Genomic DNA, 16,518 nt, shown 5'->3' with positions numbered 1-16,518 from the left:
CAGCGAGAGGGTGGTAGCCAGATACTACATTAGTTGTTGATGTGAGGAATGAGTCGCATAAAGAGGATGAATTTGGCATGCGTGGAGCAAATCCAAAAGATAAGAAACAGATAAATAGAGGCTGCCTATTGGCTCTGCCTTTTAAAAACAGTAAGTTATTGTCATTAACAGATAGGTCGGAGTTTGTATGTTGCCGTTGTTGTCACGCGATAGTCTACATGTATTGAAATCGAAAAGGTGGACGCTAGCGCTATCTTCACTGCTTATGTTTTACAGTGTGCATACTCAAGCAGAATCATTGTTGTTTACTACTGAAGACTGGCGACCATTTGTCTTTGCTGATGCAAACAACGTTCAGACTCAAATGCCAGGCTTTAGTGTGGAAATCGTCAATGCCGCTTTTCGTAATATGGGGTATAGCATTGATTACCAACCTAAACCATTTAAGCGTCAAATTAAGGAAACCCAATTGGGCAAGTATGCTGGAATTGTCGGGCTACTCGCGTCGGACGCGCCGAACCTTGTTTACCCAAAAGAGGGAGTGGGGGAAATACGAAACTGTTTTTATGTGGGCAAACATAGCCGTTGGCACTATGAACAGCCGGAATCGCTTAGACAAGTCGTACTAGGCGTGGTGGGTGGCTATACCTATGGGGTTATTGACTCGCATATTTGGCAATACAGAGACAGTCAGATCTATGTTTATAGTGGCGACAATGATAAAGCGCTATCACGTTTAACTGAACTCCTCCAAGCTGAACGGATTAACGTGGTAGTCGAAGATGAAGCTGTGATGGAGTTTTATCTGATTCAATCAGGGCAAAAAGACTCGGTTAAGCAAGTGGGGTGCTTAGAGGCGCAACCTGCAATGGTCGGCTTTACACCGAAAGATTCTCGGGCTCAACAATGGGCGGATGAGTTTGATATACAGCTAGACTCAATGAGAAAATCAGGAGAGTTACGCCGGATACTGAGTAAGTATGGTGTCTCGGATTGGAGTTCAATGCAAAAGCAGTAGTACATAACGACTAGGTTTTACTTTTTGACGGTGAGCGCGGTAAACTGACGTGTCATTTATGGAGTACGACGATGAAATACGATTGGATACTGTTTGATGCAGACGAAACCTTGTTCAGCTTTGATGCATTTAAGGGCCTACAAACCATGTTTGCTCGGTTGGGGGTGACTTTTACACAGCAAGATTTTTCTGAATACCAACTCATCAATAAGCCGTTGTGGGTGCAATACCAAAACGGTGAGATTACAGCCAGCCAGTTGCAACAAGACCGTTTTTTATCTTGGGCTGAAAAACTGAGTACGACCGCTCACGAATTAAACCGTTTGTTTCTTGAAGCCATGGCCGATATTTGTCAGGTGTTACCTGGTGTGAAAGATCTGCTCGAACTGATTGGCAATAAAGCGCAGTTGGGTATCATCACTAATGGTTTTACTCAATTGCAGCAAATTCGGCTCGAGAAAACAGGCCTGACTGAGTACTTCCAGCATGTGATCATCTCTGAAGAAATTGGAGTAGCAAAACCAGATCGAGCCATTTTTGATTTTGCGTTAGACAAAATGGGGCAACCGGACAGGCAGAAAGTATTGATGGTCGGCGATAATGTACATTCAGATGTCCTTGGAGGCCTGAATGCTGGCGTCGAAACGTGTTGGATTAACTGGAACGGTGATGCGAAACCTGAACATATAGAACCACACTTTCAGGTCACGGATTGGTTCGAACTTAAGCAACTGCTAATGGCGTAAACAGCGAAGCTTAATACCATAAGAAATTAATGGATTAGACTCTCATTTGAGGGTCTTTTTTTTTTGGAACATGGGTTTAGTTGATATAGTAAACACCAACAGTATTCGTCAGAGGGTTATTGCTATGAAACGATTTTTTCCTTCTTCAGTCATGCTTACTCCGTTTGTTGTGAAGCACTATCAAGAACAAGAAGACGCACAGGATGTGGACGAAGAACAAAACGAAAACGAACAGACCATCCAACAACAAGAAGCCACAATAGAGCCAAGTTAAGATCACCCGCTCTCGGAAAAAGCTCGCACTGTGCGAGCTTTTTAATTCTATTCCCCCTGCGTTATCTTCTTCCCCTGTGCCTCCCGTGACAGCTTAAAACTATTTTTCCACCACCCTCATCCGAATGACGGAAAATGGCGGCATTAGGCGGCTTGTTTGGTGGCTAGGATTGGCGATTTTGGGGTGTTTTAAGTTGTTGGTTTTTAAGGTTTTGTTTTTGTGGAAAAACAAGGGCTTACGATGTTAGCCTATCTGGTATCAGGCCTCACCTTACAGGGGGGCATTATTCATCGTTAAGGTAAATCATGGACCATAGTACAAAAACATTCGACGGAATGGACTTTTCTCACCAAGATCTGCAATTTGCACGATTTGAAAATTGCGCTTTTTACAATTGTGATTTTAGTCGAGCCGATCTAAGAGAAGCACAATTCATTGATTGTCGATTCATCGAGGGAGGGGCAATTGAGGGCTGTAATTTTGAATTCGCCGACCTCAAAGACGCGAGCTTCAAAGACTGCCGCTTATCCATGAGTTACTTTGTGGGGGCGAATTGCTTTGGCGTTGAGTTTCGTGGTTGTGATTTAAAGGGGGCTAACTTCATGAAAGCCAACTTCGCTAATCGTGTTAGCCATCAGGTTTATTTTTGTTCAGCTTATATAACCGGATGCAACTTGTCGTATACCAATTTTGAAATGGCCTGCATTGAAAAGTGCGACTTATTCGAAAACAAATGGAATGGTGCTAATTTAGATAATGCCTCGTTTCGAGGATCAGACTTATCTCGTGGTGAATTTTCACCAGAAAGCTGGGGAACATTTCGCTTAGAAAATAGCGATTTAACTCACGTAGAATTGAACGGCCTTGATATTCGAAGAGTGTCTTTAGAGGGCGTGAAAATATGTGAATGGCAACAAGAGCAGCTTTTAGAACCGTTAGGTGTGCTAGTTTTACCTGGATAACAGCCAGTGAAACACGATTAAGCTGATAACTTTGTCGATCTGAGCACATAAGACGATGAACTTATATGATAATTTTATTCGTGTTCGTACTAACCTGTTGGAAAGGAATCGATAGTTCAAATGTTCAAAAAAGTTGAAGCTCCTTATATGACCTCGTCAGGTCTAAAAGTTGGCAATTCAGTTATTGCCATCACCAAAATGGATCGATTGTATGTCAAAAACCATACAACGCTGGATAAAGTGAAACGAGCACTTTTGATTGCATTGGTTTTTGCTTTTGTTGGTATTCTTGCTCATCCATTATATGTGGGGCTTCCGTTATTTTTGTTCATTTTTGTGGGGGCTTATTTGTCTGCTCCAGAGGTAGAGTTAAGGGCACTATTGGTCCCAACTGACGATATGGCGGCGGTTGATACAGGCCTGCATAAAAGCACTGATCCACATATCTACCAATGTGTTGTGGAAAAATTTCACGCGTTAAAAGCGTATGAAGACATTGTAACGCATCGTGATGACATGGATGAATAGCGTACTGCTTTTTTCGATCCTGATTAGCGGGATCTTACATATCAGCGCGATACATCAGGCTCCTAATTGGCGATACTATTTTTTTAAACCGCTACCTATCTTACTGATGATGTTGGCAATTATCGTCAATGCAGAGCCAAGTACTGGCTTGAGTAGCTATGCATGGCTCATTCTGACTGGCTTAGCGATGTCTGCCATTGGTGATGTATTCCTAATGCACCCCAAAGATAAATTTATTCCTGGGCTAGTGGCATTTTTAGTTGCCCATCTGTTTTACAGCGGCGCATTTTGGATGCTTGTTGATGGTGATATGGTCTGGTGGTTGCCGGCGGTGTTGTTTTCTGCAGGGATCATGATTGTCCTAATTTTACTTCCGCACCTAAATGCGATGCTAGTACCGGTCTCGGTTTATATGGTAGTCATTATTCAAATGGCATGGGGCGCTGGGGAATGGTATCTCACTGTGCCTAGCATGATGAGTATTGCCGCATTTTCAGGCGCATTGGTTTTTCTCGTGTCAGATCTAACGTTGGCGTTTCATCGCTTTAAGCAACCGAGTTTGGCTAAGCAAATATTTCTTATGATGACGTATTACTTAGCTCAATTTGGAATCACCTGTTCTGTACTTGTTTAGATGTTCCCATTTCTAGCTCAGTTTAAGCAATAAAAAAGCAGGCCCAAAGCCTGCTCCGTTTCGACGTTATTAAACGGTTGGCGTGTTTTGCTCTTCTGAACGAGCCTGTTGCCCACTCTTAATTTCTCGTACGTAACGATATACCGTATCTCGAGATACTTGTAAGTTGGTGGCCGTTGTTACTATGGCATCTTTCACATTGAATGTGCCATAGTCATATAACCTTTCTACAATGACGCGATTTCTCTTTGATGGCGAAATGGTTTTGTCCATCATCGTTTCTTTACGGATTTTCGCTATGGTGTCATTGAGCATCTCATCAGGGCTTCGGGCAAAAGTTTCTGGAGAGGTCAGACTTTGCGAAATCGACGTACTGTTGGGAACCATGCTGCTGAATAAAGAATGGATTGGCGCGTCCATATCTGAATTGATACACAGCAGACCGATGGCTTTACCTATGTCGTTGCGTAGTACTGTCGTGACAGAACGAAGAAGCTTGCCCTGTGGGCCTTTACTGAAATAAGGTTCGGATACATCGATCCCTGTTTTTAGTTTTTCGAGTGCTAAATTGGTGATCGGTGCACCGATATCGCGATCGGTCACGTGACCGTTGGCGATCTTAATAATGGATGGGTTTTCGATATCCAAACTGTGTAGCACGACTTCCGTGTGATTTCCGTACATGGCAGCGATGCCATCGACGATATTAAACGAAGCCTGCAATATCAGTTTGTCACTTAAAGATAGTGTGACGAGCATGGAAAGATTCCTTTTGGCACGTTTATTGATGAAACGATGTCAGCGCAACTCTTAAAGTAGCGTTTAGAGGCTCAAGAAGCCATTGATCATCAATGATTTCTTTATCGGTTATAGCTATACCAGTGCCTGAAACGCATATCGTATTGCTCGTGTACCCGCCGAAATAGGCTCAGTGTTACGACGGAGTTGATATTGTTTCCACTGAGCCTTCATGCCAGCCTATTCTTTGTGAGCAATCGCTTCAACTTCTACAAGAACGCCTAATGGCAAGTCTTTTACTGCGAAGCAACTACGTGCTGGACAATCAGTTTTAAATACATCTGCGTATACAGCGTTGAATGCTGCGAAATCCGAGATGTTTGCTAGGTAGCAAGTTGTTTTTAGGACAGTTTGTGCATTTCCGCCGCCCGCTTCTAGAACGCTTAATAGGTTCTTAAGAGATTGAACACTTTGCTCTGTGATACCGCCTTCAACTACTTTACCAGACGCGCTATCTACAGGTAGTTGACCCGATGTGAAGATCATACCGTTGAATTCAGTACCGTGAGAGTAAGGACCAATAGCCTCAGGAGCTGATGGAGAAGTAATTACAGTTTTCATAAGTTCTACCTTTGAATTTGATTTGATAACAAAGCACTTGTCAGCCATTGTCAAAGTGTTTTGTAATTTGCCTTGAAATGAATAATGCAAAAATAATTGCACATTTGAAATGTACCTTTGCTTTTTATGTGACCAGTGTCGTATTAATTGCTGGTTTGGCGCATATTTTCGCTATCTATGATTTGGAATTTACTCAAATTAATTTGCATAAAAATAAGATGGGGAAAATACCCCCCTAAATCAAGTGATGCTTGATAAATTGTTTGATGTGTGAGTTTTTGTGGTTTTTGTGAGAGGCAGCGGAAGAGTACAGACTAAAAGGCAACTAATCCGTTATGTATTACCGCTTACCTTTTCTTCTTGGCACGGCGAGTATCCTTCGGTGTATGGATACTATCAATTATGTGGTCATGCCTTATGTAAGTGATCTCCAAACTATGATTTTGGTTAAGCGTTCCTTCGATAATCTTGCCAGTACTTCAGCCCTTCTAATACCCCTTCAGCATGTGTCCCTTTACTTGTGTAGACGTGGTCTAGTTTTGATAGATGAGCCACTTCTGGATAGTGATTCGCGACTAAAATTGAGTTGATACCGGAGATGGACAACATCGCTGTATCGTTGGCAGAATCTCCGGCAACGCATACCTCATCGGCGGTTAAATTGTTCTGAGCCATTAAGTGATGGATTGCACTGGCTTTGTTGATGCCTTTTGGCGTCACGTCTAGATACCAATCGTGTGAATACGTCAGGTCAGCGGCTACGTCAAACTGTTGTAAGATCTTAACGACGTCACGGTATTGGTTCTCGTCCAGTTTACCTTCAAAAGTGCACTTATATGGACCTTGATGCAATGGGTTGCATTCGCCTAACCAGGCTAGTTTGCTAAGTACATGGTGTACCAGTGGCTTATTCCACGTGGCATGCAATTTTTTCTGCCATTGTGAATCGGAGCTGAGTTGATGGCCGTGGTGGATCTGAGTGCCAACATCACTAATAATTGTTCGCGGTAGTGGGTACTTGTTGCCCGCGAGCCCTTGCTTAATGAGTGGCAGTGTTCTTCCTGTGGCGATAACAAAGCCTAAACCGGAATGCTCTCGTACGTAATCTGAAAATATTTCGACGCCGTTAGAGCATCCTCCGTCAAGAGTGCCATCGAAGTCGCATACCAGCATTTTTATCATCACGAATCCTTGAAGTATGAAAAGCCTTGCACGAAGTCGGTGAGAGGATCACTCTGTTATTGTGCAGTCATGATTTACAGGCTGATGTAATTCCTTATCGGAAACAAGTACGGCTTTTGGGAACTGTCGAATAGCGCAAAGATTGTGCATATGACAAAGAATGAATCGGCTATCGAATCAATCGCTACCATTTAGTTTCAATTCCATGTAGAGCGCGGTAACTATTATGCTAGTATGCCTGGTTCTGTAATATGAATGAGTTTCTAATCTCATTTGTTTGATTAAGCGTAGTGAAATCTACCATGATGAATTAATGAGGATACCAATATGAGCAAGTTAACTGCAGCAGAGCGCAAAGCGCGAGATGAAGAGCGTTTTTCTCAACGAGTGAGTGAACGTAGAGAAAAAGGCGAAGACGTAGTGGCATACGCTTTAGCAAATAAAAAAGCCGTTAAGTTCTTAACCAAATCTGAGCGTCGCAACCTTAATGAAAGAAAAGCGACACTTCAGGATGAAGCGAACTTAAAAGAGCAAGAAGAGCTGAAAAGAATAGCAATAGCATTCCAAGGCGAAGACAACGCAGAATAGCACTATGTTTATTGCGCCGACGTTTTAACACCTACGGTTATCATGAGTTGCAAAAAAGGCGAGCCATTAATGATGGTTCGCCTTTTTTATTGCCATTGGATAGGCCGAGTGACTCAATAGAATAGCGCTAGAGCGTGGTATCAATTCGCGCTACCATTAGATCTATAATTAGCATCATCATTGCTTTGTTTTTTATCAACACGTCGGATTATTCATATCATGGCTAAACGTTCTGCTCAGGTTCAAATGACCTCCTATGGGATATACAACACGTGGGATTCGGATACCAAAGATCTGCCCAAAATTCAAGAGTTCACCACCACCATCGTTGCACAAGAAGATGTGGAATTTGGTTTTACCGTAAATATTAAGAAAGCCAAAGGTGAGCGCATGAAATTCTGCATAACCCACCCTGGTATCATCAATAAAAGAGGAAAAGTACTGGCCCCATTTGATGGTGAAGAGCATGTGGGTAGTAACGATTGGACATTTTACCTCGGAGACACCATTCAGTTACTGCACCCAGGAGATGGTTTAGAAAGTAACCTTGGCGACTGGCACATGGTGTTGGAATTACAAGGTAATGTGATCGCGGAAAAAACCTTTAAGGTTGTGGGGCGTGACGAGGGTCAGTTTTGGAAAAATAGAGGCTTTTAACCGGTTAACTTTAGCAAGAAAGACATATTAATTATGTGGCTATCTCGTATTACCAATAAAGCGTCTTCTCAATTGTCGATTTTCTGTTATCTTTCCATTCAAACAGTGGTTATGGTCTTAAAGAGGCATGGATGGCGACAATTTCTGATGTATCCCGCATGGCGGGCGTTTCCAAAGCAACGGTTTCGCGTGTTATCAATGGGACAGGACAAGTCAAAGAGAGCACTCGCTCGCTCGTTACTGCCGTGATGAAAGAGCTTAATTATAAGCCGAGCTCTGTCGCTCAAGCATTGGCAACAAAAAGCGGTAATAGCATAGGTTTAGTACTGTCGGATTTTACCGGCAGTTATTTTGGTATTTTGCTTAAACAAGCGTCGGTTAGTGCCGATCAAATGGGTAAGCAGTTGTTGATTGCCGATGGGCACAACCAAGCTGAAAGTGAGCTGGAAGCGGTTCATTCTCTCGTTGAAAAAAAGTGCGACGTTATTGTTTTGTATAGCCGGATGTTGTCTGGTGAACAAGTGGTTGCGTTGAATAAGTCGATCGACATTCCTTTAGTGAATGTTGGGAGAAAGCTGCCACAGGAGGCTGGCTATTCCATTGCTTTTGATCAAAAGCACGCCGTTGAAATGGCGTTGAAGCACTTAATAGCTTTAGGGCACCGAGACATCACCTATGTTGGGCCTGAGCCGAAAACACCCACGTCGATTTCTCGAGCTGAGGGCTTTGAACAAGCGATATCAATGCAGCCTGAACAAGACATTGTATCTCGTCATTATTACTGTTCATTTGGATTCATTGAAGGCTATGCGGCAGGGAAAAACCTGTTAGATAGTCGTCAATATGGTAGTGCTATTTTGGCGGCATCAGATGATATTGCCGTCGGTTGTATTAAAGCGTTTACCGAACGTGGGGTTATTGTTCCGGAACAGGTGTCGATCGTCAGTATCGATAACGACCCATGTAGTGCCTTTGTGACTCCATCCTTAACCACCATTGACTTGCCGATTCAAAACATTATGGCAAGAGCGATGGAAGTCGCTCAGCAGTTAGTCATTGGGAATTCAGAGTTTAAACCTGAAACGATGCGTGGCCATTTAGTACTCAGAGATTCTACCAAACCCATAAAGTAATAGTGCTTAAAGAATGCTCATTATATCCTGATGAGCATTGACTATTCCCCCCTTCCTCTCATTAACATCTCAGATGTGGCCTCTCGCTTTATGCCATGTACATTGCTTAAATTCCGCGTTATCTCCGCAGCAACACGCTAACTAGTAGGGTTTTCTGTTGTTTCTATCAATAGACCTATGTCACTTTCAATAGTTAATTTTCGACTAAAAATTAGATCTCAGTAGCATAAGTTGTATGAATATCGATCAGCTAAGTAATTGTGGTGTATATATGTAACCGGTTACCGAAACCGGTTACATTTTTATTCTCAGCGTAGGAAAGAACCCTAAGGAGAGGAACAATGAAAATATTTTTATGTTGTGCCGCAGGAATGTCGACAAGCATGCTTGTGACTAAAATGGAGCACGCAGCTAAAGATCAAGGAGTGAGTTGTGAAATTTCCGCTCATTCGATAGCCGAATTTGATGAGTGTATTAAATGGAGCGATGTCTGTTTAGTGGCACCACAGGTTAAATTCAAATATGAAGAATTCAAGAAAACCGCAGCAGAGTTAGGCAAAGGGTGCGGGCTGATTAATATGATGGATTATGGGCTGTTAAAGGGCGACGCCGTCTTGGCACAAGCAATGGAATTGTACCCAGCACAGACAACAGTGGAGAGTTAGTACAATGGCTATTTTTGATAAGGTATTAAGTTTTGTAGAAAATGTCGTCGCTCCGGTTGCGGGTAAAATATCGGCGCAAAAACACGTTAATGCGATTAAAGATGGGTTTGTATCAACGATGCCATTTTTGATTGTTGGTTCTATGCTGTTAGTGCTGGCATTCCCACCCTCTGAAGGCAACTTCTTTTTTGATGGTTGGCACGGTCTGATCGCTGCGATCGGCCACGACAATATCATGACACCGTTTCAACTGAGCATGGGTATATTTGCCTTGTATGCTTCGTTTGGTATTGGTTTTAGTTTGGCTGAGGCGTACAAACTGCGCCCGATGAATACCGGGATGCTGTCGATGTTTGCATTTTTGCTAGCAGCTGCTCCTATGGTAAGCGTTGAAATTGGTGGCGTATTACCTGGTGCATTCTTAGGCGGTACGGGAGCGTTTACCGCGATCATTTGTGGTCTATTTGTTCCGGAAATGCAGCGTTTGCTGATTAAATACAACATCCGAATCAAAATGCCAGCCGCTGTACCACCAAAAATTTCTGCTTCGTTCGACTTGTTGATACCTATCGTGGTCATTTCCGTCATTGTGATGTCAGTGAACGTGTATCTTGAACAATATGGAATGAAAATTCCGTCAGCCATCATGCAGTTGTTCCAACCGCTTGTTCTTGCTTCTGATAGCTTTATCGCTTGTTTGATTGCGGTTCTATTGGTTCAAATGCTTTGGTTTAGTGGTATTCACGGTGGTTCAGTTGTGGGCGGTATTATTGGCCCAATGCTACTGATAAACCTTGGCCTTAACCAAGATGCATTAGCTGCAGGCGAGCCGCTTCCGGCTATCTTTATTAACCCAGTGATGGACTTCTTCATCTTCGTTGGTGGTGCTGGTGGTACGTGGGGCTTAGTCGTATTAATGATACGTTCTAAAGCTACCCAACTAAGAACTATTGGTAAAATGTCGATTGTTCCGGGCACGTTTAACATCAATGAACCGGTTATCTTCGGTACACCAATTGTCATGAACCCTATCTACTTCATTCCATGGATGCTCGCACCAACGTTGAATACCGCCATTGTGTGGATGGCATTCAAAACAGGCTTCCTTGCTAAGATCATCGCGATTCCACCTTGGACGATGCCAGCGCCGATTGGTGCGATCATTGCGACCAATTCAGGTACTGCGGCTTTGGTTGTATTGAGCAGTATCATTGTGAGCTCGATCGTTTTCTATCCTTTCCTAAAAGTACATGAAAGACAGTTGCTAGCCGAAGAGAAAGCAATGGAAGAGAACGAACCAACCACAACCACTACAACGGTTAACGGAGGCGACTTAGATGCAGTTCGAAATTAACAACGAATCAGATATATCTGAAGAATTTTTGATGACGCTGTTGTGTCAGGTTGGTGAGGCTCGTTCTGCTTTTATGGAAGCAATGCGAGTAGCAAGAAAAGGCCAATTCACCGAAGCGGAGGCTTTGCTTAAATCAGGAGATACAGCGCTGGTTCAAGTACATAAATCGCAAACCTCATTGATCGGGTTTGATGAAGGGGCAGGTAAGGTCACCATGACGTTAATCCTGACTCATATCCAAGATCATATTATGACAACGATGTTGTGTCGTGAATTAGCAGAAGAAATAGTTGCTATTCATTATCAGTTGCAAAGGAGCAAGACCCATGAAGAAGCGCATATTTGATTACACGTCGGAAGACGTTCGCGTTGCGTCACGAGAGCAAGTAGTGACAAGCATTCGTAACTCTGAAGGCCGTACCATCATGGTCGAAAATGTGGTGTCAATTACGCCCCCGATCGACCTTGTATCAGGCCCCGAAATCGCGGCCGCTTTCGGTGCAGATATGATCACGCTTAACTGCTTGGATGTAATGAATCCACAAATCAAAGTGTTGTCAGACATTTCCGACGAATATCTGTCTATTGAAGAGGTTAAAAAGTTAACAGGCCGATTAATCGGATGCAACTTGGAGCCAATTCCAACAGGTGTTGGCAATGTGGATATCGGCAGAACCGTAACCAAAGAAACGGTTGAAAAGGCGGTAGAGCTTGGGCTTGATTACGTCATGCTGACGGGCAATCCGGGTAACTGTGTTACTCAAGAGACGATTCTCGATGCTATTGGTTTAGTTCGAAGCGTGTCAAAAGACATCATCGTAGTCGCTGGGAAAATGCATGCGGGTGGCGTCGGTAACGACTATAACCTGAGTATTGTTCCTGGATTTGCTGAAGCGGGCGCAGACATCATGATGTTCCCGGCACCGTATACCACACCGGGTGTGTGTGCCGATACCGCGAAAGAAATGATGTCGGCAGTGCACGCGAGTGGCATGTTGGGCATGTTAGCGATTGGTACTTCTCAAGAAGGGGCGACGGAGTCTTACATTGAACAAGTGGCAATGGCATCTAAAGCAGCCGGGGCCGATATTGTGCATATCGGTGATGGCGGTTACAGCGGCATAGCGCCACCAGAAAACATCATGCGATTAGGGATGACCCTACGTGGCCGTCGTCACCAATTCAAACGTATGATCAACCGTAGATAATAACTATCGGCGATAACAAGCTGATATCGATATAGGAAGGTACCTCATACTCGCTATGAGTACCTTCACTATTCAGTTCGAATATATACCCAATCTTTTTTGTAAACACATGCATTACTTATGCAGGTGCGATTAATCATGGAGTGGAATTAGAATGGACAAAATAAAGTTACCATTAAAAATACTAGCGATAGCGTTGGCATCACATATGTCGATGCCATCTACCGCATTAGCAGAAACCTATCATCCTCAAGCGCAGCAGTTAGATCTATTATGGAAAGTAATTGATCACAATATTGGTGAGAATAAATTTTTAGGTAGTTTAACGATAACGAATAATGGCTCTGAGGCGTTAGGTGAAAGTGGTTGGTCATTATATTACAGCTCGGTTCGCCCGCCAGCGTCGGTGTTACCTTTAGATAGTGCTGACGGAAACCTAGCACGTGAAGAAATTGCAGCGCAAAATCTAGTATTGAAAAACGCAGACGTGTCGAAAAGTGGTGACTACTTTGTTCTAGAGCCTGTGACAGGTTTTGTTCCAATTCAACCGGGTGAATCACGAGAAATATTTATTACCGCGCAGTACTGGCAAATGCTCAAAAATGACTCACCATCGGGTTTCCATATTTCTTTTAATGGTGACGCGCCTAGAGCGGTTTCGGTCGACGTACAGATGGATCCGTCTGATTTGAAGCAAACTAGGCAGAGCATTCACGATACTATGCCAGTCCAAACTCCGGCGTTAAGATTTGATGAGAATAATACACCAGTGCTCGATATTGCACTGCATAACCAAGTAGTACCGCACTTACAATCCGCTCAAGACAAAGACGGTGCATTCCTAACATTACTAGGCTGGATGGGATCCATCAAAGCTCCTGATAGTCTAAATAAAGAAGCACAATATTTGCAAAGTGCGCTTCAAGATTTAATCGTAGGCGAGTTCCCAATAAACTCGACTCAAGCAGATACTGCAAACTTGATTACGTTAAAAGTGAATCCGAATTTAGATACTGACTCAGACGGCACGCCTGACAACGAAGGTTACCGATTAGACATCGATCCATTTAATGGCATCGTAATTGAAGGTAAAGATGCAAGTGGCGTTTTCTATGGTATTCAAACGTTAAGACAGTTGATCCCACAAGATGTTTATAAAGCCTCGGTCGTCGGTAATAAAATGCAACATGCAGTTTTACCAGCGATGAGTGCACTAGATGCTCCGCGCTTCGAGTATCGGGGCATGATGCTCGACGTTGCTCGAAACTTCCAAAGCAAAGAAACTGTATTGAAACTGATTGATCTTCTTGCTTATTACAAAATAAACAAATTTGAAATCAACATTGCTAACGATGAAGGCTGGCGTATTGAAATTCCGGGTATACCAGAGCTAACCGAATTCGGTTCTAAGCGTGGTTATGATACGGCGGAAACCACAATGCTACATACCTTCATGGGTTCAAGTAATGAATTTCTGCCTGGAGATGGTATTGAAGGTAAACCCAATAATGTAGTGGAAGCAAATAACGGCGTCGCTCCACAGTTCCAAGGTTTCGAAATCGCACAGCAAAACTACCTTGGTAAGGGTTGGGGTTATTATACGGTAGAAGATTTTAAAGAAATCTTAAAGTATGCAGCAGACCGCCATATAGATGTCATTCTTGAATATGACTTCCCAGCTCATGCACGTGCCGCGATAAAGGCGATGGAATATCGCTACAATAAATATAAAGATATTGATCTTGTTGAAGCGAATCGCTATCGCTTGATTGATCCACTTGATCAGTCACAATTTTATACACCGCAGTTCTACACTGATAACCTAGTGAATCCATCTTTGCCGGGTACTTATGAGTTTTTAGATAAGGTCATCAGTGAAACTAAGGCAATGTACGATGCTGTTCCTGGTGCTGAAGTTACGCGCTTGCACGGTGGTGGTGATGAGCTCCCACACTTAGGGCCAAACGAATGGTGGGCAAAATCTCCTGCTATTCAAGATAACCCTGAAACAGCGGGTAAAACTGATGCCGAGTTGTTTGACTACTTCTTCATAAAATGGGCCGATTTGATTCGTCAAAACGGTTTTCAGATGGCGAGCTGGGGCGATGTGCTGACGCATAATGGTACAGGCAATGCTGACTACGGTGAGATATTCCCAATCTTTTGGAATAACGTGTGGGGTTGGGGGAATGAGCACCAATCGTATGTATTCGCTAACCAAGGCTACCAAGTCGTTTTATCTCACGCGACAAACTTGTATTTCGACTTAGCTTACAATAAGCATCCTGACGAAATAGGTTACCATTGGGCTGGCTATACCGACACTAAAAAGACCTTCGAGTATCGTCCATTTAATATCTATGCAAACGGTAAAACTGACAAGTTAGGTAATCCTGTTCCATGGAATCCTGCGTGGGTTCACCTTTCGGAAGAAGGTAAAAAGAACGTGACAGGTCTGCAAGGGCAATTGTTTGCAGAAAATGCAAAGTCCCCAGAGATTATGGAATACCTGGTTTTCCCTAAGCTACTTGGTGTCGCAGAGCGTGCATGGGTTACAGACATGCCAGTAGAAGATTTGCCTGATCAAAATGGAAAAACAGCGATGGATCGTGCTTGGGATGTCTTCTCTAATACGTTAGGAAAACATGCTTTAGGTAAACTAGAGTACATTCAACCCGTTGATACTTATGATCAAATAGGTAATCAAGTCGGTGTGAATTACCGTATTCCGCTACCGGGAGCTATTATTGAAGCGGGTAAGCTGACAATCAATACTCGATTCCCTGGTTTAAAAAATCAATACTCTCTTGATGACGGGCAGACTTGGATTCCATACTATGGTCCGGTTGATGTGAGTCATGCCACGAACGTAAAAACTCGTAACATTACCTTCTCTGGCCGCAGCAGCCGAGTAGAAAATGTGACTCAATAGTCAATCCCTAAGTAGGAATAAGCCAGCCGACCCCCTACGGCTGGCTTTTTTGTCTTCGGTTGGCATCCTTAGTTACTGAATTGAATGTTTGATGTGTTTAACGGTTACGCCTTAGGCGGACATCAGATATTCCACTGCAATTCAATTTCTCCGTCAAGCCTACGTCCTGTGGGCTGGAAGCCATGAGACAGGTAAAACTCCAGAGCATTGCCTTTTTCAGTATCCATGGTGGTTAAGGTGACACCGTTCAGGCCCAACAATTGTGCCATTTCTTTACAAAAGTTAAGGGCCTGAATGCCAAAACTTCCGCCTTGATGGTGTTGGTCTATCATCAGTCGCCATACATAAAGGCAATTCGGTTGAAAGTGATCCGTGTCTTGTTGAGTTGTGCGCGGATCGAGAAGAGTGACCAGTCCAACGGCTGTTTGCTGATGGTAGATACCGAATGTCAGGCTCTCACTATGGATAAGTGTTTGAACTAGCCACTTTTCGTTGTTTGTAATCAAGTGTTGCTGTGAATCCTTGACTCGTAATGACATCAGTTCATCAACAGAGCTAGGGTTTGCTTTAATAAAAGACAGGCGGGTCATGTTAGTAATTCCTTTACGTTAGTAGCAGCGATAGTTATCTAATGGTTATTGCTTGTATTTATGCAGAACACTTTGCGGAATATGGCAGTAATCATCTGGGCAGCGGGTTAACCTGTCTTGGTGCTCGTCGTCGCTTTTCACATAGTTTGCTAAGGGAAGAACTTCAACCATGATTCTTTGGGCGTCATCTCTACGCTTAATAAAGTCTGCAGCGATGACCAAATGATGTTCATGTAGGCTGTAAACGCCTGTACGGTACTTTTCGCCTTCATCAATGCCTTGCTTATTTTTGCTGTATGGATCGATGATTTCAAAAAAGAATTCCAGCAGTTGTACTAGTGATACCTGTGCCGGGTCAAAACACGTACGTACACACTCAGTGTATCCATCGTATTGGCACTGCGTCGTTTGCTCGGTGCCATTCGCACGGCCTGCTTCTGTAGAGCGAACCCCCGGAAGATGACGTAGATACTCTTGCACCCCCCAAAGACACCCGCCAGCCAAGTAGATTTCTTGCATGATTTCCCAAATGATTAAACGTGTTAATACACGAATATTATCAGTTACCAAGTATATTGGTAGTGCAACGTCTCTCTACTCTCTCTGCTCGGGACACACACCAAATAGTATGACCAAACGACTGACGTTACGTTAGCAAAACCTCAATTCCAGCCATCCCACTTTTCCT

The 16,518-nt window shown here is 43.4% G+C and carries 19 protein-coding genes; 14 read left to right on the top strand and 5 right to left on the bottom strand.

The window, feature by feature from the left end:
* The first annotated feature begins 187 nt into the window (after positions 1-187).
* The 6 genes from QWZ04_RS16350 to QWZ04_RS16325 all read left to right on the top strand — a co-directional run bounded on the left by QWZ04_RS16350 (position 188) and on the right by QWZ04_RS16325 (position 4,162).
* Complete coding sequence (locus QWZ04_RS16350) at positions 188-1,018, top strand: substrate-binding periplasmic protein (protein ID WP_290329326.1); 831 nt, start codon at positions 188-190, stop codon at positions 1,016-1,018.
* 71 nt (positions 1,019-1,089) lie between these two features.
* Positions 1,090-1,764 carry a pyrimidine 5'-nucleotidase gene (gene yjjG, locus QWZ04_RS16345; protein WP_290329325.1) on the top strand — a complete coding sequence of 225 codons (675 nt, stop codon included), beginning with the start codon at positions 1,090-1,092 and terminating at the stop codon, positions 1,762-1,764.
* A 124-nt stretch (positions 1,765-1,888) separates the two neighbouring features.
* Entirely contained in the window at positions 1,889-2,038 is a 150-nt protein-coding gene (locus QWZ04_RS16340) for a hypothetical protein (protein WP_290329324.1), read from the top strand.
* Positions 2,039-2,343: 305 nt separating this feature from the next.
* The gene (locus QWZ04_RS16335) at positions 2,344-3,000 is read left to right on the top strand and encodes a Qnr family pentapeptide repeat protein (RefSeq protein WP_290329323.1); all 657 of its coding nucleotides are present in this window, start codon (positions 2,344-2,346) and stop codon (positions 2,998-3,000) included.
* A 120-nt stretch (positions 3,001-3,120) separates the two neighbouring features.
* Positions 3,121-3,528: a hypothetical protein gene (locus QWZ04_RS16330; RefSeq protein ID WP_290329322.1), complete on the top strand. Its 408-nt coding sequence runs from the start codon at positions 3,121-3,123 to the stop codon at positions 3,526-3,528.
* Positions 3,512-4,162 carry a lysoplasmalogenase gene (locus tag QWZ04_RS16325; RefSeq protein WP_290329321.1) on the top strand — a complete coding sequence of 217 codons (651 nt, stop codon included), beginning with the start codon at positions 3,512-3,514 and terminating at the stop codon, positions 4,160-4,162. Before QWZ04_RS16330 ends, QWZ04_RS16325 begins: the two co-directional genes overlap by 17 nt.
* A gap of 69 nt (positions 4,163-4,231) precedes the next feature.
* On the opposite strand, the gene QWZ04_RS16320 is transcribed toward QWZ04_RS16325, so the two are convergent.
* The 3 genes from QWZ04_RS16320 to QWZ04_RS16310 form a co-directional block, all read right to left on the bottom strand.
* Positions 4,232-4,921 carry a helix-turn-helix transcriptional regulator gene (locus tag QWZ04_RS16320; RefSeq protein WP_290329320.1) on the bottom strand — a complete coding sequence of 230 codons (690 nt, stop codon included), beginning with the start codon at positions 4,919-4,921 and terminating at the stop codon, positions 4,232-4,234.
* 219 nt (positions 4,922-5,140) lie between these two features.
* Complete coding sequence (locus tag QWZ04_RS16315) at positions 5,141-5,521, bottom strand: Rid family detoxifying hydrolase (RefSeq protein ID WP_290329319.1); 381 nt, start codon at positions 5,519-5,521, stop codon at positions 5,141-5,143.
* A gap of 447 nt (positions 5,522-5,968) precedes the next feature.
* Positions 5,969-6,703 (bottom strand): HAD-IIB family hydrolase, encoded by a 735-nt coding sequence (locus QWZ04_RS16310; protein WP_290329318.1) that lies wholly within the window; start codon positions 6,701-6,703, stop codon positions 5,969-5,971.
* Between the two features lie 327 nt (positions 6,704-7,030).
* Between QWZ04_RS16310 and QWZ04_RS16305 the strand changes: the two genes are divergently transcribed.
* From QWZ04_RS16305 to QWZ04_RS16270, 8 genes are all read left to right on the top strand, one after another.
* Positions 7,031-7,291, top strand: a complete 261-nt coding sequence (locus QWZ04_RS16305; RefSeq protein ID WP_290329317.1) for a DNA polymerase III subunit epsilon — start codon at positions 7,031-7,033, stop codon at positions 7,289-7,291.
* 219 nt (positions 7,292-7,510) lie between these two features.
* A complete protein-coding gene (locus QWZ04_RS16300) occupies positions 7,511-7,948 on the top strand; it encodes a DUF3859 domain-containing protein (protein WP_290329316.1) in 438 nt (145 codons plus the stop codon).
* Positions 7,949-8,079: 131 nt separating this feature from the next.
* Positions 8,080-9,081, top strand: coding sequence for a LacI family DNA-binding transcriptional regulator (locus QWZ04_RS16295; RefSeq protein ID WP_290329315.1), 1,002 nt, complete (start codon positions 8,080-8,082; stop codon positions 9,079-9,081).
* A 341-nt stretch (positions 9,082-9,422) separates the two neighbouring features.
* The gene (locus QWZ04_RS16290) at positions 9,423-9,746 is read left to right on the top strand and encodes a PTS sugar transporter subunit IIB (protein ID WP_290329314.1); all 324 of its coding nucleotides are present in this window, start codon (positions 9,423-9,425) and stop codon (positions 9,744-9,746) included.
* Positions 9,747-9,750: 4 nt separating this feature from the next.
* On the top strand, positions 9,751-11,100 hold the full coding sequence (locus QWZ04_RS16285; protein WP_290329313.1) for a PTS sugar transporter subunit IIC: 1,350 nt from the start codon (positions 9,751-9,753) through the stop codon (positions 11,098-11,100).
* Complete coding sequence (locus QWZ04_RS16280) at positions 11,084-11,446, top strand: PTS lactose/cellobiose transporter subunit IIA (protein ID WP_290329312.1); 363 nt, start codon at positions 11,084-11,086, stop codon at positions 11,444-11,446. Before QWZ04_RS16285 ends, QWZ04_RS16280 begins: the two co-directional genes overlap by 17 nt.
* A complete protein-coding gene (locus QWZ04_RS16275) occupies positions 11,427-12,308 on the top strand; it encodes a DUF7916 family protein (protein WP_290329311.1) in 882 nt (293 codons plus the stop codon). Before QWZ04_RS16280 ends, QWZ04_RS16275 begins: the two co-directional genes overlap by 20 nt.
* Positions 12,309-12,462: 154 nt before the next feature.
* The gene (locus tag QWZ04_RS16270) at positions 12,463-15,240 is read left to right on the top strand and encodes a beta-N-acetylhexosaminidase (RefSeq protein WP_290329310.1); all 2,778 of its coding nucleotides are present in this window, start codon (positions 12,463-12,465) and stop codon (positions 15,238-15,240) included.
* A gap of 122 nt (positions 15,241-15,362) precedes the next feature.
* On the opposite strand, the gene QWZ04_RS16265 is transcribed toward QWZ04_RS16270, so the two are convergent.
* Both QWZ04_RS16265 and QWZ04_RS16260 read right to left on the bottom strand, forming a co-directional pair.
* Positions 15,363-15,830, bottom strand: a complete 468-nt coding sequence (locus QWZ04_RS16265; RefSeq protein WP_290329309.1) for a GNAT family N-acetyltransferase — start codon at positions 15,828-15,830, stop codon at positions 15,363-15,365.
* Between the two features lie 45 nt (positions 15,831-15,875).
* The gene (locus tag QWZ04_RS16260) at positions 15,876-16,349 is read right to left on the bottom strand and encodes a peptide-methionine (S)-S-oxide reductase (RefSeq protein WP_290329308.1); all 474 of its coding nucleotides are present in this window, start codon (positions 16,347-16,349) and stop codon (positions 15,876-15,878) included.
* Between the last annotated feature and the right edge of the window lie 169 nt (positions 16,350-16,518).

It is taken from the genome of Vibrio tapetis subsp. quintayensis (assembly GCF_030409945.1).
GTDB lineage: Bacteria > Pseudomonadota > Gammaproteobacteria > Enterobacterales > Vibrionaceae > Vibrio > Vibrio quintayensis.
The sequence above is the reverse complement of the archived record's forward strand: the minus strand, read 5'-3'. Positions and strand labels throughout refer to the sequence as shown.